This window comes from Variovorax paradoxus B4, from assembly GCF_000463015.1.
GTDB classification, from domain to species: Bacteria; Pseudomonadota; Gammaproteobacteria; order Burkholderiales; family Burkholderiaceae_C; genus Variovorax; species Variovorax paradoxus_E.
The window spans coordinates 400387-419653 of the sequence record NC_022234.1 but is presented as its reverse complement, the minus strand read 5'-3'; the positions used below and the strand labels follow the sequence as shown (position 1 = coordinate 419653).

General features: G+C 67.0%; 21 protein-coding genes. 9 read left to right on the top strand and 12 right to left on the bottom strand.

Annotation, left to right across the window (positions count from 1 at the left end):
- Positions 1 to 7: 7 nt before the first annotated feature.
- The 8 genes from VAPA_RS29145 to polX all read left to right on the top strand — a co-directional run bounded on the left by VAPA_RS29145 (position 8) and on the right by polX (position 6692).
- The gene (locus tag VAPA_RS29145) at positions 8 to 643 is read left to right on the top strand and encodes a dienelactone hydrolase family protein (RefSeq protein WP_021003807.1); all 636 of its coding nucleotides are present in this window, start codon (positions 8 to 10) and stop codon (positions 641 to 643) included.
- Positions 644 to 646: 3 nt separating this feature from the next.
- Entirely contained in the window at positions 647 to 1297 is a 651-nt protein-coding gene (locus VAPA_RS29140) for a phosphoribosyltransferase (RefSeq protein ID WP_021003806.1), read from the top strand.
- A gap of 130 nt (positions 1298 to 1427) precedes the next feature.
- On the top strand, positions 1428 to 2411 hold the full coding sequence (locus tag VAPA_RS29135) for a thiamine pyrophosphate-dependent dehydrogenase E1 component subunit alpha (protein ID WP_021003805.1): 984 nt from the start codon (positions 1428 to 1430) through the stop codon (positions 2409 to 2411).
- Positions 2408 to 3421, top strand: a complete 1014-nt coding sequence (locus VAPA_RS29130; protein WP_021003804.1) for an alpha-ketoacid dehydrogenase subunit beta — start codon at positions 2408 to 2410, stop codon at positions 3419 to 3421. The genes VAPA_RS29135 and VAPA_RS29130 overlap by 4 nt, the downstream gene beginning before the upstream one ends.
- Positions 3418 to 3726 (top strand): biotin/lipoyl-containing protein, encoded by a 309-nt coding sequence (locus tag VAPA_RS29125; RefSeq protein ID WP_021003803.1) that lies wholly within the window; start codon positions 3418 to 3420, stop codon positions 3724 to 3726. The genes VAPA_RS29130 and VAPA_RS29125 overlap by 4 nt, the downstream gene beginning before the upstream one ends.
- Before the next feature lie 21 nt (positions 3727 to 3747).
- Complete coding sequence (locus VAPA_RS29120; RefSeq protein ID WP_021003802.1) at positions 3748 to 4062, top strand: DUF6506 family protein; 315 nt, start codon at positions 3748 to 3750, stop codon at positions 4060 to 4062.
- 18 nt (positions 4063 to 4080) lie between these two features.
- Positions 4081 to 4830 carry a 2-oxo acid dehydrogenase subunit E2 gene (locus VAPA_RS29115; protein WP_021003801.1) on the top strand — a complete coding sequence of 250 codons (750 nt, stop codon included), beginning with the start codon at positions 4081 to 4083 and terminating at the stop codon, positions 4828 to 4830.
- A 101-nt stretch (positions 4831 to 4931) separates the two neighbouring features.
- Positions 4932 to 6692 (top strand): DNA polymerase/3'-5' exonuclease PolX, encoded by a 1761-nt coding sequence (gene polX / locus VAPA_RS29110; RefSeq protein ID WP_021003800.1) that lies wholly within the window; start codon positions 4932 to 4934, stop codon positions 6690 to 6692.
- A gap of 61 nt (positions 6693 to 6753) precedes the next feature.
- Here the strand turns inward: polX and VAPA_RS29105 are convergent, their stop codons facing one another.
- From VAPA_RS29105 to VAPA_RS29080, 6 genes are all read right to left on the bottom strand, one after another.
- A complete protein-coding gene (locus VAPA_RS29105; RefSeq protein WP_021003799.1) occupies positions 6754 to 7407 on the bottom strand; it encodes a BON domain-containing protein in 654 nt (217 codons plus the stop codon).
- Between the two features lie 437 nt (positions 7408 to 7844).
- Positions 7845 to 9191, bottom strand: a complete 1347-nt coding sequence (locus tag VAPA_RS29100; RefSeq protein WP_021003798.1) for an ATP-binding protein — start codon at positions 9189 to 9191, stop codon at positions 7845 to 7847.
- A complete protein-coding gene (locus VAPA_RS29095; protein WP_021003797.1) occupies positions 9191 to 9862 on the bottom strand; it encodes a winged helix-turn-helix domain-containing protein in 672 nt (223 codons plus the stop codon). The genes VAPA_RS29100 and VAPA_RS29095 overlap by 1 nt, the downstream gene beginning before the upstream one ends.
- Before the next feature lie 29 nt (positions 9863 to 9891).
- Complete coding sequence (locus tag VAPA_RS29090) at positions 9892 to 10623, bottom strand: cytochrome b/b6 domain-containing protein (RefSeq protein ID WP_021003796.1); 732 nt, start codon at positions 10621 to 10623, stop codon at positions 9892 to 9894.
- On the bottom strand, positions 10595 to 11083 hold the full coding sequence (locus VAPA_RS29085) for a diheme cytochrome c (protein ID WP_021003795.1): 489 nt from the start codon (positions 11081 to 11083) through the stop codon (positions 10595 to 10597). Before VAPA_RS29085 ends, VAPA_RS29090 begins: the two co-directional genes overlap by 29 nt.
- A gap of 40 nt (positions 11084 to 11123) precedes the next feature.
- On the bottom strand, positions 11124 to 11543 hold the full coding sequence (locus VAPA_RS29080) for a DUF1924 domain-containing protein (protein ID WP_021003794.1): 420 nt from the start codon (positions 11541 to 11543) through the stop codon (positions 11124 to 11126).
- A gap of 154 nt (positions 11544 to 11697) precedes the next feature.
- On the opposite strand from VAPA_RS29080, the gene VAPA_RS29075 reads away from it, so the two are divergent.
- Positions 11698 to 12126 (top strand): universal stress protein, encoded by a 429-nt coding sequence (locus tag VAPA_RS29075; RefSeq protein ID WP_021003793.1) that lies wholly within the window; start codon positions 11698 to 11700, stop codon positions 12124 to 12126.
- A gap of 72 nt (positions 12127 to 12198) precedes the next feature.
- On the opposite strand, the gene VAPA_RS29070 is transcribed toward VAPA_RS29075, so the two are convergent.
- From VAPA_RS29070 to VAPA_RS29045, 6 genes are all read right to left on the bottom strand, one after another.
- Positions 12199 to 14790: a cation-translocating P-type ATPase gene (locus VAPA_RS29070; protein WP_021003792.1), complete on the bottom strand. Its 2592-nt coding sequence runs from the start codon at positions 14788 to 14790 to the stop codon at positions 12199 to 12201.
- 56 nt (positions 14791 to 14846) lie between these two features.
- A complete protein-coding gene (locus VAPA_RS29065) occupies positions 14847 to 15275 on the bottom strand; it encodes a universal stress protein (RefSeq protein WP_021003791.1) in 429 nt (142 codons plus the stop codon).
- Positions 15276 to 15458: 183 nt separating this feature from the next.
- Positions 15459 to 16544, bottom strand: a complete 1086-nt coding sequence (locus VAPA_RS29060) for a hypothetical protein (protein WP_041946671.1) — start codon at positions 16542 to 16544, stop codon at positions 15459 to 15461.
- 158 nt (positions 16545 to 16702) lie between these two features.
- Positions 16703 to 17146, bottom strand: a complete 444-nt coding sequence (locus tag VAPA_RS29055) for an RT0821/Lpp0805 family surface protein (RefSeq protein ID WP_021003789.1) — start codon at positions 17144 to 17146, stop codon at positions 16703 to 16705.
- A 527-nt stretch (positions 17147 to 17673) separates the two neighbouring features.
- On the bottom strand, positions 17674 to 17970 hold the full coding sequence (locus VAPA_RS29050; protein ID WP_021003788.1) for a hypothetical protein: 297 nt from the start codon (positions 17968 to 17970) through the stop codon (positions 17674 to 17676).
- 165 nt (positions 17971 to 18135) lie between these two features.
- Positions 18136 to 19266, bottom strand: a complete 1131-nt coding sequence (locus tag VAPA_RS29045; RefSeq protein ID WP_021003787.1) for an ABC transporter permease — start codon at positions 19264 to 19266, stop codon at positions 18136 to 18138.
- Position 19267: the final 1 nt, after the last annotated feature.

The window sequence follows — 19267 nt, the reverse complement described above, 5'->3', positions numbered from 1 at the left end:
AGTCTTCATGCCGAACCCGTCGTCCATGTCCATCGGCCCGCAGAGGCTCGAAGGGGAGCTGTGCCTGGTGGATCCGCCGTGCGGCATCGTGGTCTTCGCGCACGGCAGCGGCAGCAGTCGCCGCAGCAGCCGCAACATCCAGGTGGCCGAGGCTTTGCAACGCCGAGGCCTGAGCACGCTGTTGTTCGACCTGCTCACGTACGACGAAGCCGACAACCGCGCCAATGTGTTCGACATTCCCCTGCTTGCGCAGCGGGTGATGGACGCCATCGATGACTTGTCCTCCCGCAGCGACCAGCGCATCGGCCTGTTCGGCGCAAGCACGGGTGCGGCCGCCGCCCTGGTCGCAGCGGCGCGGCGTCCGCAGGCGGTGCGAGCCGTCGTCTCGCGCGGCGGGCGCCCCGATCTCGCCGGCAACGCACTGAACGAGGTTGTCGCGCCGACCCTTCTCATCGTGGGCGGGGCGGACACCGAGGTCCTGGCGATGAACCGTGCAGCCCTCGACCGCTTGCATTGCGACAAGCGCCTGGAGATCGTGCCGCGCGCCACGCACCTCTTCGAGGAGGCGGGCGCCCTGGAGGTCGTGGCCAGCCTGGCCGGCGCATGGTTTCTGGAGCACCTCCGCCCCAACTCAGGAGATTGAGCAATGCTCTTTTCCGATCGTCGCGACGCCGCCGAGCGGCTCTCGCAAGCCTTGCGAACCTGGAGGGGGCATCATCCTCTGGTCCTCGCGATCCCCCGCGGCGCCCTGGAGATCGGCCGCATCATTGCGGACCGCCTGGGCGGCGAACTCGATGTGGTGCTGGTGCGCAAGCTGCGGGCCCCCGCATCGCCAGAATTCGCCATTGGGTCGATCGACGAGAGCGGGTGGGCGTATGTCGCCCCGTACGCCCCTGCGGCCGGGGCGAACGAGGCCTACATCGAGGAAGAGAAACGCTACCAGCTCGGGGTGCTCGAGGATCGACGCAAGCGGTATACGCCCGATCGGGCGCCGATAGACGCGGCCGGGCGGATCGTCATTGTGGTGGACGACGGCCTCGCAACGGGCGCAACCATGGTGGCGGCATTGCACTCGGTCCGCGCGCGCCAGCCGGCCACGCTGATCTGCGCCGTGCCTGTCGCGTCCCCTGAGAGCCTTGCGCTCGTGCGACCGTTCGCCGATGAAGTCGTGTGCCTGCATGCACCCGAGGATTTCGATTCGGTGGGACGGTTCTATCGAACTTTCGAACAGGTGGAAGATGAGCAGGCGATGAGCTTGCTGAACGAATCGGCCCCGAAGACTCCCCCATCGCGCTGAGCGCGGCCCGGTCAAGGCATGGCCGCTTCGCAGCGTCCTTGCGATAGATCAAGCCGTACCACAGCGCGCGGCCTATGCTGATTCCACGGTTCCTGCGATTCCCGCCCATGCGCTGCAGAAGGAGACTGAGATGCAGATGAATGCTCAACAGTTGATGGACGCCTATCAGGGCATGTGCACCATCAGGGAATTCGAGGAACGCGTGCACAAGGAATTCGCCACCGGGCAGATACCCGGGTTCGTGCATCTCTACGCGGGCGAGGAAGCCTCCGCGGTGGGTGTATGCATGGATCTCCGTCCCGAGGACCATATCGCCAGCACGCACCGCGGCCACGGCCACGCGATCGCCAAGGGCTGCGACGTGGGTGCAATGATGAAGGAGATCTTTGGCCGCCAGGGGGGCTTGTGCAAAGGCAAAGGCGGCTCCATGCACATTGCCGACATCGCCAAGGGCATGCTGGGCGCCAACGGCATCGTGGGTGGTGGCCCGCCGCTCGCCTGCGGCGCGGCACTCGCTGCCAAGGTGAAGGGTACGCAAGCCGTGGCCGTCGCCTTCTTCGGCGACGGTGCCTTCAACCAGGGAACAACGCTCGAATCGATGAACTTCGCCGCCGTGTATGCGCTGCCGGTGCTCTTCGTTCTCGAGGACAACGGCTATGCCGAGAGCACTGCGAGTTCGTGGTCGATCGGTGGCCACAATCCTGTTCGACGGGCGGAGGGGTTCGGTCTTCGCGGCAACCGCGTGGACGGACACGACTTCTTCGCCGTCTACCGGGCCGCCAAGGAGGCGCTGGCACGCATGCGCGCCGGCGGCGGCCCCGAATTTCTGCATATCGAGTTCACGCGCTATTTCGGCCACTTCGAAGGCGACCAGATGACCTACAGGCCGCCGGGCGAAGTCAAGGAAGAGCGCAACTACCTCGACTGCCTGAAGTTCATGCGCGCCAGGCTCGTCAGCGCAGGGCTGGTTCAGCCGCAGGTGCTCGACCGGATCGAGGCCGAAGCGGCTGCACTCATCGAAGACGCCGTAGGCGGCGCGCGCGCCGCACCGCCGCCCGACCGGGCAGATCTCCTGACCGATGTGTACAAGACCTACCCGGGAGCACTGGCATGAGCATCAAGTCGTTTCGCATGGCACTCAACGAAGCCATGCGCCAGGAAATGGAGCGCGACCCCACCGTGATCGCACTTGGCGAAGACATCGCGGGCGGCATGGGCGCCCTGGGCCAGCAGGACGCGTGGGGCGACGTGCTCGGCGCCAGCAAGGGGCTGCTCGGGGAGTTCGGTCGCAACCGGATCTTCGACACGCCGATCAGCGAGAGCGCCTTCATCGGCGCTGCGGCGGGCGCTGCCGTGGCCGGATTGCGGCCCATTGCGCAGTTGATGTTCGTCGACTTCTTCGGCGTGTGCGGCGACCAGATCGTCAACCAGATGGCCAAGTTCCGCTACATGTTCGGCGGCAAGGCGACGACGCCGGTCGTGGTGCGAACACTGTTCGGCGCCGGCACCCGCGCCGCCAGCCAGCACAGCCAGTGCCTGTACCCGATCTTCACGCACATTCCGGGCCTGAAGGTGGTCATTCCCTCCTCGCCCTACGAAGCCAAGGGCCTGATGATCCAGGCGATCCGCGACGACGACCCGGTGATCTTCTTCGAACACAAGGCCATGTACGACGATGTGGGCGAGGTTCCCGACGAACCGTACGCGATTCCGTTCGGCCAGGCCAACCTGCTTCGCGCCGGCGGGAGCGCAAGCATCGTCGCCACAGGACGCATGGTCAAGCACGCGATGCAGGCGGCGGCCGCGCTCGAGCAGGCCGGCATGCCTTGCGACGTGATCGATCTTCGCACCACGTCGCCACTCGACACGAACACCATCCTGACCAGCGTTGCGAAGACCGGCCGGCTGGTCATTGTCGACGAGGCCAGCCCGCGCTGCGGCCTGGCCGCCGACATCTCGGCCATGGTGGCCCAGGAGGCCTTCGGATCGCTGAGGGCACCGATCCGGATGGTCACGCCGCCCCACACGCCGGTGCCTTTCGCTCCGGTGCTCGAAGACGCGTACGTGCCGGGCCCGGCGCAGATCGAGGCCGCCGTGCGCGCGCTTCTGGAGCCACGCAAATGAGCGCGGACATCACCGCCGTCACCGTGCCGAAGCTCGGACTCACCATGAAGGAAGGCACCATCGCCGCCTGGCATGTCGAGCCGGGATCGACCGTCAGCGTCGGGCAGCCGCTGTTCGACATCGAGACCGAGAAGGTCACGAACGAATGCACCGCGGAAGGCTCCGGGATCCTGCGGCGCCAGGTTGCTGCCGCAGGCACGACGCTTCCCGTGGGCAGCCTGGTCGCGGTCATCGCGCCATCGCAGGTTTCCGATGCCGCCATCGAAGAGTTCATCACCAGGTTCACGCCCGAGAAACAGGCTTGAGCAGGTTCACGGAGCCGTCGCATGTCCTTGAAAGCCGCATTCATCTTCCTCGCCGCCGGCGCGAAGCCGGACGAGCACCGCTGCGTCGTGCGCACGCCGCAGGTCGACCTCGTGGTCGTGGGCGTTGCCGACTATGCGCAGGCAGAGGCCGCTGCCCGGTCGCTGCTGGACGAAGGCATCGGCGCCATCGAGCTGTGCGGTGGCTTCGGCAACGCCGGCACGGCCCGCGTCTGCCGCGCGGTCGAGGGGCGCGTGCCCGTTGGCGTGGTGCGTTTCGACATCCACCCCGGGCTTGACGGCCGAAGCGGCGACCAGGTCTTCGCCTCCGGGGCGTAACACACAGGAGCATCCGCCATGCACATCGCTCCCCCCAAGGTCCGAGACTACGACTACGCGTTGTTCGGAGATGTCGAGCACGTTCCGCTCACCCGTGTCAGGCAGGTGGTCGGCGAACGCGTCACGGCAAGCTGGATGACGGTACCGCACGTTGCGCAGTTCGACGAGGTGGACCTCGGCGCGGTCGAGGCCGAACGTGAGCGCCTGCGCCCCGAGGCGGCGGCGGCAGGCGTCTCCCTGAGCGTGCTGCCCTTCGTCATGAAGGCCTGTGCGCACGCACTGCACGCCTTTCCCGATTTCAACGCGTCGCTCGATGCTTCGGGCAGCACGCTGATCCGGAAGAAGTACTGCCATATCGCCTTCGCGGCCGACACGCCCATCGGCCTGCTCGCACCAGTGATCCGCAACGTCGATACGCTGAGCCCGATGCAGATCGCCATCGAGATCGACAGCCTGGCCAAGCGGGCGAGGTCGTGCACGCTGTCTCCGGCGGACATGGAAGGCGCGTGCTTCACCGTCTCCAATCTCGGTGCGCTGGGGGGTACCGGGTTCATTCCGATCATCAATGCGCCCGAGGTCGGCATCCTGGGCGTGGCCCGCGCGGCGCGGCGCGTGGTGGAGGAAGACGGGAAGTTCGTATCCCGCACCGTCTTGCCGCTGTCTCTTGTCTACGACCACCGGGTCATCGATGGCGCGGTGGGCGGGCGATTCCTCGCTGCGGTCCGCGAGCACCTTTGCCCTCCTGCGCAGCCGCCGAAGCCCGCCTGACCGCGCGACTCCCCACGCTTGAACTGCAGGTCGGCAAGACCCATCACCCGCATTGCCGGCTCGCCATGCCAAGGAAATCGAAGCCGCGGGAAGTCCCCCGCATGCCGATCGCCAATGCCGACGTGGCGGCGGTGTTCAACGAGATCGCCGATCTGCTCGAACTGCAGGGCGCCAGCATCTTTCGCATTCGTGCCTACCGCAATGCCGCGCGCATGCTCGGTGACCTGGGCCGCAGCATCCAGGCCATGGTGGAGCATGGCGAGGACCTCGACGCCCTGCCCGGCATCGGCGCCGACCTGGCGGCCAAGATCGTCGGAATCGTGAACACGGGCAGTTGTCCGCTCCTGAACCAGTTGCGCGCGCAGGGGCCGCCCGGCGTGGTCGAGCTGCTGCGGATTCCAGGCATCGGACCTCGCCGCGCGCGCACGCTCCAGCTGGCACTCGGCATCCGCACGCTCGAGGATATGCAACGTGCAATTTCCGATGGCCGACTGGGCACGGTTCGCGGCTTCGGTCCGAAGACGCAGCAGCGCATCCGGGAATCCATTGCCGCGCACCAGCAGGCGGATCGGCGGTTCAGGTTGCCCATGGCCATGCAGGTGGCCGAGGCGCGGCTCGCAAGCCTCGCGGCCGAACCGGGCGTGTTGCAGGCGCAAGCCGCAGGCAGCCTGCGGCGGCGGCGCGATACCGTGGGCGATATCGATCTGGTCGTGGCCGCCGGACCCGGCAGTTCCGTGACGCGCCGCTTTGCCGCCGCGGCCGACGTCGCCACCGTCCTCGCCAAGGGCGCGACCCGTGCGGGCGTGGTGCTTGCGAACGGCATGCAGGTTGACCTGCGTGCCGTGCCGCCGGAGAGTTTCGGCGCAGCCCTGCTGTATTTCACCGGCTCCAAGAGCCACAACATCGCCCTGCGGCAACGCGCGCGCAATGCGGGCCTGAAGCTCAACGAGTACGGCGTTTTCCGGGAAGACCGCCGCATCGCGGGGGACACCGAAGCCTCGGTCTACCGGGCGCTCGGCCTGCCCTTCATCGAGCCCGAACTGCGCGAGGACCGCGGCGAGATCGAGGCCGCCCTGGCCAACGGCCTGCCCGCACTGGTGACGCTCGACGATCTGCGCGGCGACCTCCATGCCCACACGCGAGACAGCGACGGCCTGGACACCCTGGCCGCGATGGCGCGGGCTGCCCGCGCACGCGGCTGGCAGTACATGGCCGTCACCGATCATTCCTCGCGGCTTGCGCTCGCGCATGGCCTGGATGCGGGCCGGCTCGCGCAACAGATCGATCGCATCGATGCGCTCAATGCCCGCCACGACGGCTTCGTGGTGCTCAAGGGCGTGGAGGTCGATATCCTCAAGGACGGCAGCCTCGACCTGCCCGAGGACGTGCTGCGGCGCCTCGAACTCGTCGTCGGCGCCGTCCATTCCGCGTTCGACCTGCCGCGCGACCGGCAGACCGATCGCCTCCTGCGCGCCATGGACCACCCTTGCTTCAGCATCCTGGCCCATCCCACCGGCCGCCTGATCGGGGAGCGACCGCCCTGCGAGATCGATCTCCAGCGGGTGATCCGCAAGGCCCGCGAGCGCGGCTGCTTCCTCGAACTCAACGCCCAGCCCATGCGGCTCGACCTGAACGACATCGCCTGCCGGATGGCCAGGGAAGAAGGCGTGCGGATCAGCATCGCTTCCGACGCGCACAGCACGCTCGATTTCGACCACCTGCGTTACGGCATCGGCCAGGCACGCCGCGGCTGGCTGGAACCCGGCGACGTGCTCAACACCCGCAGCCTCGATGCGTTGCGGCCGCTCCTGGCCGCGACCATGGACCGGGTCTCCCACGACACCCCCTCCCCCGCGGTCTGAGCCCATAGATGATGGTGAGCCGCTCCGTCCGCATGCGCCACGGCGCCCCCGTACGTTCGGGTCATCTCACTACTTTGAGATTGTTCTCCACGCTCAAGATGCCGGGCGCCGACCATGCGGCACCCTGAACGGCCCCGCGTTCAGCCCAGGAATGAACGGTCCCGCGCAGGACCGCTTTCGTGCCGCTCACCACGACCTCGATTCGCTTTGATTCGTCCAGGGCATAGCGTTCCAGCGCCCCGCGAATGCGAACACCGATGTCCGAGGGCGTGGCTTGTACTTTCAGGCCGATGGTGTTGTCGACGCCAACCACACCGATCAGCGGCTGGACGGCACGCGCGGCTGCGCGGCGCTGGTACTCCCAATCGACCTCGCCCTTGAGCGTGACCCACCCCTTTTCCACGCGAACCTGGACACGTTCGTTGGGAACCTCCGAATGCCACTTCAGCGCGGCCTCGGCCGCTTCGGCGATCTCGGAGTCACTGCGCTTGTGCCCCGGAGCCAACTTGACGTCGAGTTCCACCGCCAGTGCCTGGACACCCTGCACCCGCTGGACAGCACGTTCGATCGCGAACTTCTCTGCATAGGTTTCAAGGTGTCCCGTCAACGTGACCACCCCGTTCTTGACGGCCACACCGACATTCGTGGCATTGATCGAGGGATCCCAGCTCAACTCCTGGGCCACGTCGCTCTTCAACTGCGCATCCGACTTCATGATCTTTCCTTTCGGCTCTGTTCCAACATGGATGCAGGGCGCTATGCGGTTCCTGCATGGACATCGGGGCCGCGCCGCGCGCCGGCTTCCCGACGCGTCCATCCTGCGGCGTCGCGACAGGTAGAGCTTGCGCAAGCGCAAAGTCGTCGGCACGGGATACAAGTGCAAGCTCCTTTTACGCGACGCGACGGATGCTCAGAGACGGCTCTGAAAAAGGCGGTCGCGGCAGGCCGAACAGGGCCACCGGTTACGACCGCCGATCGCGCACGCAGGAACATTGGGCGTATGCGGTCGAACGTCTGCAGTCGCCGTCTGTCTCGGCCTTTGCGACGACATCGCGCGCACCGCCGAAATCTGGTGCGACTCAACCGACAGATGAAGAGGCGCCGCATCGTCCAAGAAGACAGCAGCCACGTCGTCAGATCCCCAGCCCGTGCTCAGGCAGCAGCCCACTCGACATCCACCGCGAGGCCACCCAGGCGGCCCGACCGCTCGATGCGTACCACCGCCTGCTGCGCAGACGCGACACGCCGAATGATCGACCAGCCCAGGCCGCTGCCGCTTTCGCCGCTGCCGAGCACGCGGAAGAAGCGCGCTCCGCACCGGGCGATGTCCTCTTCCTTCATGCCGGGTCCGCTGTCCTCGACCCTGAGCCGCACATGGCCCTGCCAGCGCACGACTCCGATGTGGATGGCTGCCAGCGCCGGGCTGTAGCGGATCGCGTTGTCGACCAGGTTGCGCACCAGCACCGCGAACAACATCGGATCGCCACGCACCAGGCACTCATCCGCCGCGTCGACTTCGATGTTCTGCTGCTTGCCGATGGCCGCCGGCGCGGCTTCGGCCACCACGCCGCGCACCAGAGCACCCAAATCCACCGGCTTGCTTTCAGCGCCGGCACCCGCCTCGAGGCGCGAGAGCGTCAGCAACTGCTCGACCAGGTGCGTGGCCCGGTCGCAGCCGGAGAGCGTCGCTTCCAACGCATGGCGCCGCCGGCCCTCGTCGGTCTCGGCGAGCGCGACCTGCGCCTGCGCGCGAATGGCGGCGATGGGCGTGCGCAGTTCGTGAGCGGCGTCGGCGGTGAACCGGCGCTCCGACTCCAGCAGTTCGCCGATGCGGCGGAACAGTCCGTTGAGTGCATCGAGCATCGGCGTCATCTCCGACGGCGCGTCGTCGAGCACGACCGGGCTCAAGGCCTGCGGCTCGCGTCTCGCGAGCGTCCGTCCGAGCCGTCTGAGCGGCAGCGTGCCGCGGCGCACCGCCCACCACACCGCGAGCGCAAGCAGGGGCAACGCGACGAACACCGGCCAGAGCGTGCTTCGCAGCACGGCCCAGAGGATCGAAGATCTCGAATCCATTCGCTCGCCCACATACACCTGCACGTCGCGCTCGCTGCCGTGGGCTGCGAACACGCGCCACGTCGCGCCGTCGATGTGGGCCGTGCTGAAGCCCGACGCGAAGTGCCGCCCGCTGTCGATCATCGGCTGGGACGGGGCGTTGGCAGACCGCATCGCCAGGCGGCCCTCATGGAAGACCTGGAAGGCAACCCGGGGCGCGTAGCGATGCAGCACCGGGGCTTCGATGCTTCGTTCTTCTTCGGAAGGGGGCTGCATCTGCTGCGCGACCAGCAGCGCGGCGCCCTGCGCCAGGTGGCTGTCGAGGAGTTCGTCCAGTTCGTGGCGCGCGTCGAGCCACGTCATGACGGCGGTGACCAACCACACGCCCGCCACCAGGCCGAGCACCAGCGACAGGAGGCGCCCCTGGAGCGAGCGGGGGAGCGTCATCAATGGCCCGGCCTTTCGCGCAGGAGCACATAGCCCACGCCGCGCACGGTCTGGATCAGCGAGGCGCCGAGCTTGCGGCGCAGATGATGCACGTGCACCTCGACCGCATTGCTTTCCACTTCCTGCCCCCAGCTGTACAGGTTCTGCTCGAGCTGTTCGCGCGAGAGAACGCGTCCGGCATTGAGCATCAGCGCGTGCAGCAGCGCGAATTCGCGCGACGGCAGCGCGACCAGCCTACCCGCACGATGCACCGTGTGCGCGGCGGGATCGAGTTCGACATCCTGGGCGCGAAGGCGTTCCTGGGGTTGACCATGGGCGCGGCGGATCAGGGCGCGCAGGCGCGCTGCGAGTTCATGCAGGTCGACGGGCTTGACGACGTAGTCATCGGCGCCGACATCGAGCCCGCGAACGCGATCGGGTACGCCCTCGCGCGCCGTCAGTACCAGGATGGGGATCTTGATACCCGCCCTCCGGACGTCGGCAAGCACGCGCAGGCCGTCCCTCAGGGGCAGGCCCAGGTCGAGCACCGCCGCCGCATACGGCTCGGCGCGCAGTTCGCGTTCGGCGGCTTCGCCGTCCCGCACCCAGTCGACCTGGAAACCGAGCTGACGCAGGCCCGCGCGGAGACCATCGCCGAGCAAGGGATCGTCTTCGGCCAGGAGGATGCGCATGGGAAGGTTGTGCGGGGCAAGGGCCGTTGTCAGTCGTCGTCCCGATCCTGCGTGACCGCTTTGCCGGACACGGTGGCCGGGCCGTTGGCAACGCCCCCCGGTGCGCTGTTCCACTGCGTCCACCAGAAGCCGAGCACCGCCACCATCATGAGGATGCCGACGCTGCGCCAGGCGCTGCGCACCCCGTTCTCGGGCCGACCCGTCTTGCGGCCGGTGATCATGGCGCCGATCAGGTTGTCGCGGTGCAGCCAGCTCCCGAGCAGCACGCCGGCGATATGAATGCCGACCACGCCGAGCATGATGTTGGCCGCAGCTTCATGGAATTCTTCCAGCCACTTGCCTCCGATGTCTTCGTACGTGGCCCAGCCCGACGCCGCGACCGCGAGCGCCAACGCGAGCAGCGCGACGATGGCCACGGCGCCCGCGGGGTTGTGCCCCGTATGGTGTTCCGTGCGTCCGCCAAGCATGCCGCGGAGGTAGGCCGTGACGGCGCGCGGCCCGCGCACGAAGTTCGAGAAGCGCGCATAGCGCGTGCCCACGATGCCCCACAGGAGGCGGAAGACGACAAGGCCCGCCATGGTGTACCCGAGCGTCACGTGCACCAGGCGCCACGATTCGCGTTCCGCAGTGAGGTAGGCGCCGGCAAAGCACAGCACGATGAGCCAGTGGAAGACGCGCACCGGCGCATCCCAGACGAGGATCCTGCCGGGCCCCGACCCGGCCGTGTCGCGTTCAGCGGGGGATGCGGACGTTGTGTTCATTGAAATCTCCTTGATCGGCCCGGGTATGACAGGCGGTGCAATTGGCGGCGCTCTTGACGCCGGGCAGGGTCCAGGTGGCGGGCGCCACCTCGCGGTGTTTCCGGACGAACCAGGCCGAGCGCGTGATGCGGTCTTCCGGCGGCGGTTCGCTCCGGCGCCCGCCGGTGGCAGCATTCGCCGCCAGCCAGCCCGCGAGTGCGCTCACCGTGCCGGGATCCAGCGAGGCATCGGTGCCGTAGTGGCGGGGCAGGTTCGCCATCACGCGCTGCCAGGAGGCCGCCGGCAGCATGCCGGGCGGGTAGGCGATATGGCAGGCCGCGCATTCCTCGCGGTACTTCGGCAGCAGGGACGTGCGCGACACGCGGTCGCCGTCGTCGGCCCAGGCCTGCGCAGCGAAGAGCCCCGCGAACGCACAGGCCCATGCACCTGCTTGGCGGCGGAGGCGGGGACGGTCGGCCATGGCGGGGATTCCTGAGTGAAGTGTCGACATCGTCACGACGTCAGGGCTTGAGTTTGATCAACCAACTCAACACATCGGCCTTCTCTGCGGCGGTGCATTCGCGGCCCACCACGTCATTGCAGTTGCGGCGGAACCACTTGTCGGCCTTGGCGGCATCGGTGAACCGCTCGGGGTTGAAGGCCGGGGCAAGGGCTGCGATCGGCTTGCCGGTGGCCGCGTGCCGGCCCGGCCCCGTGGGCGCCGCACCGTGGCACGAGGCGCAACTCCAATCGCGGCCGTGGCGGCTGTTGAACAGCGACTGGCCTCGTTCGGGGCTCGGGGCGGCCCCTGCCTCCCCGGCGTAGCCGGCGAGCAGCCCGGCGGGGGTGGAGGCGCCGGCCGTGGGCGCAATGACGATGGCGGCGATCCAGGCCGCGGCGGAGCGGCGGCATGTGGATCGGTGCGGTTTCAACAAGCTCATGGCGACTCCTTGGATGGCCACCATCGTGTCTTCGTCGTCTTAGCGTTTCCTTAACGCGGCGCCCCGGGTGACGAAGCGCCGCGTGCCGCTGGCACCGCAAGGCTGAGCCACTGCCCTACACTTTGCGGATCAATAACAACTGGAGGCTCGTGCCATGAAGATCCTTGTTGCCACCGATGGGTCCAAGAACGCGCTGCGTGCGGTCAAGTACGCGGCCAGGCTTGCCCATCTGCTGCGCTCCGCGTCGAACAAGATCACGCTGATCAGCGTCCACGACGACGCCGGCCTGCGCCATGCCAAGGCCTTCGTCGGCAAGGCGGAAGTCGCGGACTATCTGCGCGAACTCAGCGAGAAGGAACTCAAGCCGGCCAGGAAGCTCTTGCAGGCCGATGGCATCGGCTACGACATGGAAATCCGTACGGGCCACGTGTCTCAGGAGATCGTCGACTGCGCGAACGAAGGCAAGTTCGACATGATCGTGTTGGGCTCGAAGGGCCGCAGCGCGATGGCCGACCTGTTGCTCGGCTCCGTGGCGCAACGCGTGCTCGCGACCGCGAAGCAGCCCGTCGTGGTGGTGAAGTGACCGGTCGCAGCGACGCGCCGTGAATCTGATCAGCGTCGAGCAAGGCCACGACAAGGCCAGCCCGCGTCGGCGCTACCGTCGACTGGAGCAGGAATTTGCCGGTAGGTGAACTGCTCCGCCGGGGCTTGCATTGCCGCGAACCTTGCGGCGCAGGCCCCATTTGATGCATTCGAACCAGAGCATGCTCAAGACCGCCATCCCCAGACCGGCCGCCAGCAGCAGCGGCGATGGCATCACAAACGAGAACAGACGACCAACGGCAGGCACGGTAAGCACCGCGCACAGAACCGCAACAGCTCCCGCGGCGATCCAGCCGAACTGGCGGTTGGACGCAGTGTTGCCGTGCCAGGCGGTTCGCTCCCAGGAGCGGTTGCTTTGGATCAGGCCGAGGTTCGACAGCACCAGCACCACGAAAGTCAGTGTCCTTGCCATGTCGTCCCTTCCGGCCTCCAGCGACGCCATCCAACGCGCGCCCGCATAGGTCACCAGAAGCATCCCCAGCAACACGCCGCCCTGCCACAGGCCGCGGACCAGCACCGCCGAGTCGAACAGCCGCTGGTCGGGGCGGCGGGGAGGGACCTTCATCGCGCTCTCTTCGAGAGGCTCGGCCTCGAACACCACCGAACAGGCAGGGTCGATGATCAATTGCAGGAACAGGATGTGGACGGGCATCAACAGCAGGGGCCAGCCAAAGACCACCGGCAGGATCGACAGCCCGACGATGGGCACATGGACCGCCACCACGAACACAATCGCCTTGCGAAGATTCGCGAACACGCGGCGCCCATGGCGAATCGCCGTGACCAGCGAGGCGAAGTCGTCGTTCAGCAGGACCAGCGCGGCCGCCTCGCGGGCCACCTCGGTCCCTCGCGCACCCATCGCCACGCCGATGTCGGCGGCTTTCAGGGCCGGCGCATCGTTCACGCCGTCGCCGGTCATCGCGACCACATCGCCCTGCGCACGGAAAGCTCGCACCAGACGAAGCTTCTGATCAGGCTGGACCCGACAGAAGATGGTTGTTGCGGCCAACCGTGCGGCGAGCGCCTCGTCGGCCAGAGAAGCCATCTCGACGCCGGTCATGACAGGCGCCTCGGCACTCAGCCCGGCTTGCCGCGCCACCGCGATTGCGGTGGCGGGATGATCCCCCGTCATCATCACGACCCGGATGCCGGCGGCACGGCACTCGGCAATGGCCTGCGGCACGTCGGCCCGTACCGGATCCTCCAGCCCGACCAAGCCAAGGAACCGGAAATCGAAGTCGTGCTGCAGCCCGGGCAGGACATCGGCATCGAAGGTGCCACACGCGACGCCAAGTACACGCAGGCCGTCGGTCGCCATCTCCAACACCTGTTCGGCGATGCGGCCGGCGCGGCCTGCATCCATGTGGCACAGGTCGACAATGGCTTCGGGAGCTCCCTTGGCGGCAATGAGGAACGCCCGCTGATCGGGTGAACGCCACACGCGCGACATCGCCAGCAATTCCGGCGACAACGGATAGTCGTCGATCAGGGTCCAGTCGGAATGCAGATGCTCTGTGCCGGCAAGCCATTGCCCGGCAGCTTCGGCGATGGCGGACTCCATCGGGTCGAACGTGCGCCGGTGGCTGGCCAGCACCGCATACTCCAGCAACGGGTGCAGTTCCTCCTGCAGGGCGGCACCCTTCGTCTCCAACGCGTCGTACCTTGCATCGCCGGACCGAAGCTGCCGTACGCTCATGCGATTGGCCGTCAGCGTGCCGGTCTTGTCGACGCACAACACCGTGGTGGCCCCGAGCAGTTCGACCGCGGGGATGCTTCGGGCCAACACCTTCTCACGCACCAGCCGCCAGGCTCCCAGGCCGAGGAACAGCGCAAGCACCATCGGTAACTCTTCGGGGATGATGCCCATCGCGAGCGTCAGCCCGGCCAGCAGGCCCTGGAGCCAGTCGCCGCGGAGCGCGCCGTACGCTGCCGCGAGCGCCGCGGCCAGTGCCAGCCCCCCAATTGCTACCCCCTTGACGACGCCTCGCGTCTCCCGCTGGATCGGCGTGGCCTGCGCGGCGATCCCGGCCAGCGAGGCCCCGATGCGCCCGAGCGCGCTGCGCGCGCCGGTGGCAGTCACGCGTCCCCGTGCGGTTCCTTGCGTCACGAGCGTGCCTGAAAACGCTGTCCAGGCATCCGCCGCCATGGCTTCCTCGCTGGCCAGGGCCCGCTTGGTCACCGGCACCGACTCGCCGGTCAGCAATGACTCGTCGATGGCGAGGTTCGACGCGTCGAGGAGCGACATGTCGGCAGGAACACGGTCCCCCTCCGACAGCAGGACCATATCGCCCACCACCAGTTCCCGCGCCGCGATGCGGCGCATCGCACCCCCGCGACGGACCAGCGCTTGCGGGCTGGAAAGATCGCGCAGTGCTTCCAGGGAGCGCTCGCTGCGCCGTTGCTGGACAAAGCTGAGGCCCATGACGATGAAGACGAAGCCGAGCAGCATGAGCGCTTCCTGCGCATCGCCCAGCGCCAGGTAGATGCTGCCGCAGGCCGCGAGCAGCAGAAACATCGGCTCGGACGCCACCTCGCGCGCCAGCCGCAACACACTGCGCGGGCGTGAGACCGTCACTTCATTCGGGCCGTCCTGCGCCAGGCGCTGCCGCGCCACGGCATCCGTCAGGTCGCAGGGATCCGCCATGGACGGCTCGGAGCCACTCGTCCCCTTCTCTTCGGGTGCGTGGGGAGCGGCTCGCACTACTTGACCAGTACGACCGGCTGCTTGGCCGTCGCCAGCACACGCTGGGCTACCGAGCCCAGCAGAAGATCGACGATGGCGCTTCGCCCTTTCGAGCCCAGGACGATCAGGTCGAACTTCCCCTCCTTGGCGCACCTGACGATCTCCTGCGCCACGTGCCCCGTGCGAATCACCGACCTGTGGTCGATGTCCGCCGTCTTGAGAAATTTCATGGCGGCCTTGAGTTCTGCGGTGCTGCGCTGGTGCAGGAAGGCGATCACGTCCTCGGAGCCGAGGATCGAATTCGCGAAGCGCAGGTTGGTGTTGTCGTGCACGCTGATGAGGGTGATCGAATGCGCTGCCGGACGCAGCCATCCGATCAGCTTGGCCGCGTACTTGACGGCTCGCAGCGCGTACTTCGAACCATCGGTCGCTACGAGGATCTTCATTTGAATCTTCCTTCTTGCGTGCAGAGGCAGAGCTTGAACCCGTACGCATACAGAATATTCCAAACTGGCGCGTTGCGGCCTTGATCAGCGTCAAGCCGGCGGTGGCGCATGCAGCCAACTTCGGGCGTCAGCCGCCCGGACCACCACGTGGAATAGGTCTGAACTGTTCGGCCTCGGCTGGATTCACGCCGGCGGATGGGCCACCTGCTCCTGCTCGAGAAGGCGCTTTCGTTCCTCGACCCGCCACGCGGGGGCATCTTTCCGCAGCAATTCGGTCGTCGACGAGAACGGATGAAAGCCATGCGCAAAACACTCCGTGGTCTGGCCGTCCTTGCATGTCATCTCTGCGGAGGCACCGAGCCAGTCCGGAGGTAGCGGATGCAGAGCAAAAGGATTGTGGATCAGCACCGTGCCTTCGTTCCACTGCTCTCGCTGCGCACCCCGCTGGCCCACTTCGTAGGCGTAGCCTGCCGGCGTGGAAGCATCCCCGTTTTCTGCAAGGCAAGCTCCATGGCGCAGCATCCTTGCTGCGCTGGCTGCGTGCTCTTCCTGTCCAAGTCGATTGAACTTCGTGATCGTGGCATCGTTACAGAAAAAGACGCCCGAGACATGCTCGGCCTCCTGATGGCCGAAGAAGCCGTCCGGGAACAGATCGCCGAGTTCCTGCAACTGGCCGGGACCTCCGAAGAGAAAATGCAGGAGCGCAGATGGCGCGCCGCGAGCCAGTCCGTGATCGAAGTCCTGAATGGCAAGGACGAAGGGATGGCCGTCCGCATGAGGCGCACGCCACCGCTGCTGATGCAGCCTTCGAAAGAGAATTCCGCCCAAGCCGTGCGATTGCGGATCGGGGACGACCAACCGTCGCGACGTGGCCTGGGCTTCGGCCCCGATGACCGGCGTTCCGACAGTGAAGGCGTCAACGGCAGCCGTCGTGCTGGCCTTTGCCAGCAAGAAGGCGGGGGCATCATGCTTGAGATCGACTCGATGGCCTGCGGCCTTGAACAGCGCAAAAAGGAAGAGTTCAAAGAGGGCATCGTCGAAATCCTTCCCCTGCAGATGCGCGAAGTAGTCAGGCCGCATGTCGCGAATCTCGCCCCGGTGCAATTCGCTCACCAGCCCGCGCGCGGGCGCGAACTCGGCCCGATCGCGGAGCAAGCGAAATCGCGGATGCAACCCTGCTTCGGATTGCGCCGTCTGCCTGAACAGGTCGTGGGCGACATCTGCCGTGGCGCAGCCGGTGCCGGGGCGAGTTTTCGAGTCGAGAACCATGGATTTCCTTCGACCATTCCCTTGGCGGGAGGGCACGCTTGCCGTCACTCTAGACGGAAGAGGGGGGCAGTCGGTTGCGGCAGATCAAGGCGCAAGTCGACAGGTCTCGGCGCCGGATTGCATTGCGACACCGGCCATCACCCTTCGCGCACCCGGACTCAGGGTTGTACACGCCAACTGCCGTCGGGTTGGCGGCAAGCGGTGCCGACCACCCGGTCCGGCCGCCCCGCGATCATCGCGTCCACGGTGTAGTCTCGGCAAGGCCCGTCCCGCCGCTCGTAGGTCCGGGTCGGGGTGACCACGTAGCTTGCGCCGGAATCCGGATTGACCCATCGCGACGCCTGTCCCGTCGGCAGGGTTTCCAGCGCGCGTGCGGTTCGGCGGCGGTCGCTCTCGTCCATCGATTTTCCGATCAGCCCGCCGACCGCGGCACCGGCGATCGTGCCGACGATTGTCGCCACGGTGCTGTGACCGCCCAGTTCGGAGCCCGCAACGCCGCCCACGACACCGCCAATGACCATGCCGGCCTGCTCGCGCGTAGGGGGTCCTTCGCAAGCAATCAGCGTCAGGCAGGCGCTGACCAAGATGGAAGTTCTGCGCATCGTCTTCTCCTGTCAATGGGGATGCTTGGCGCTCTCGAACCGAGTCCACGCGAATCGCATCGATGCTCAGCTTCGCGCCGCCGGGTCCGTGGCAGCTTGCGCCACGTCAAGCAATGGTGCAGAGAGGACACCGGCCTCCAGCGTGACCTGGCGATACGACGGCCATCCCGGCCGGTGTTTCTCGACGAAAAATAAAGCCCGATGTGGCCCGGACTTGCGCTGGATCAAACCGCGCCCGGATGGCTGGCGGTACATTGAACGCACCGATGAATCAAGGCCGAAAGCCGGAGATTCAAAGGTGATAGTGGGGAATCCCCTTCGGGGGAGTTCATGGTGTCGTCCCGACACCGTGGGGATGAAGGCAACCTCAGACTGCCTGGGCTTCAAAGGCTCGGGTGGGGACCTTCACCAAGCCCGCCATCCGCAAGGATGGCGGGCTTCTTTTTTTGTGCCGAGGACGGGAGCGACTCTCACTCACCCCTGCGGCCCAGGATGTTCCGCTCCCCTCCGCTCCCCATCGGGGCGGCTCAGCGCGAGGGGCCCGAGGACCGATCGCGATGACGAGCGAAAACGGAGACGCGGTGCATCGTCGAGATGCCCTTGGCCTCCGACCCCCGGCTCAGGATCGACCGCCCCAGCGGCGTGATGTCGAGGACCGTCGCGGGGTCCTGCCGAAGGCAGTTGTCGCAATCGACGTGCGAGGCGGGAATGAAGGCGCGGATGTACCCCGCGGCATCGAGCCTTCTGATTTTCTCGATCTGGCGCGGCCCGGCCACGGTGACGGGAAGCTTCGCTCGGGACAGCCGGTAAAGGATTTCAAACATCGCACACTCCCCATGAACGAAGCGGGTGCACACGAGGGCTCCACGGCTGGCGCCGCAGGCACCCATACTCACGTTTCGATTCTAGGCAGATCCATCGAGAACGACTTGCGCCGGATCAAGGCCTTCGGGGCATCCGCGGAGACGGTGCCGAGCCCCGGGGTCTCCTCAGGCCATGAGGCCGATGGCCTTGCGGAATCGCACCAGCGCGGCTGCGAACATCACGCAGCCGAAGGCCGCCAGCGTCGCGAACTGCGGCCACACCACGCCGATGCCCGCACCGCGGAAAAGTATGGCCTGGCCCGCCGACACGAAGTGCGTCGTCGGAGCCGCCAGCATCACGTTCTGGACGAACAGCGGCATGCTCTCGCGCGGCGTGCTGCCTCCTGAGAGCATATCCAACGGCACCAGGACCAGCACGACCAGCATGCCGAACTGGGGCATCGACCTGGCCACCGTGGCCATGAAGATCCCCATGGAGGTGGTGGCGAACAGATGCAGCGACGTGGCTGCCATGAACAGCGCGATCGAGCCTTCGACCGGTACGCGCAGCGCGCCGCGCACGACCACCGCCAGCGCGATGCCAACCGCCACCATGACCACCAGCCCCATCGACCACACCTTGGCCAGCATGATCTCGGCCGGTGTGACGGGCATGACCAGCAGGTGCTCGATGGTCCCGTGCTCGCGCTCCCGGATCAGGGCGGCGCCGGTGAGGATGATGGAAAGCATGGTCACGTTGTTGATGAGCTCGGAAAGCGAGCCGAACCAGGCCTCTTCGAGGTTCGGGTTGAACCGCATGCGCATGGCGAGCTCCACCGGCAGTGCCGCATCGCCGCGAAAGCGCTGCACGAACTCCCTGACCTCCGCGGCCACCATCTGCTGGATGTAGGCGCTGCCGGTGAACGCCTGGCTCATGCGCGTGGCGTCCACATTCAGCTGCGCCGCCGGCGAGCGGCCGGCCAGCACGTCGGCCTGGAATCCCGGCGGAATGTCCAGCACGAAGGTCTGCCGGCCGCTGTCCATCTCCGCGTCGACCTCGGCCAGCGAGATCAGCGCCGGCGTCTTGAAATGCGGCGGATAGAAGGCCGAGACGATGCGCGCGGAGAGCGGCGATCCGTCCTCGTCGACGATGGCGATGGCCGCATGGTGCAGGCTCTCGGGCATGGCCGTGGCGGCGATGTAGATGGCCGCGGTGAAGGAATAGCCGATCAGCACCAGCATCGTGGGGTCGCGCAGCAGGCTCCACAGCTCCTTCACCCCGAGCCGCAGGACATGCGAAAGCGATGGCAGTCTCATG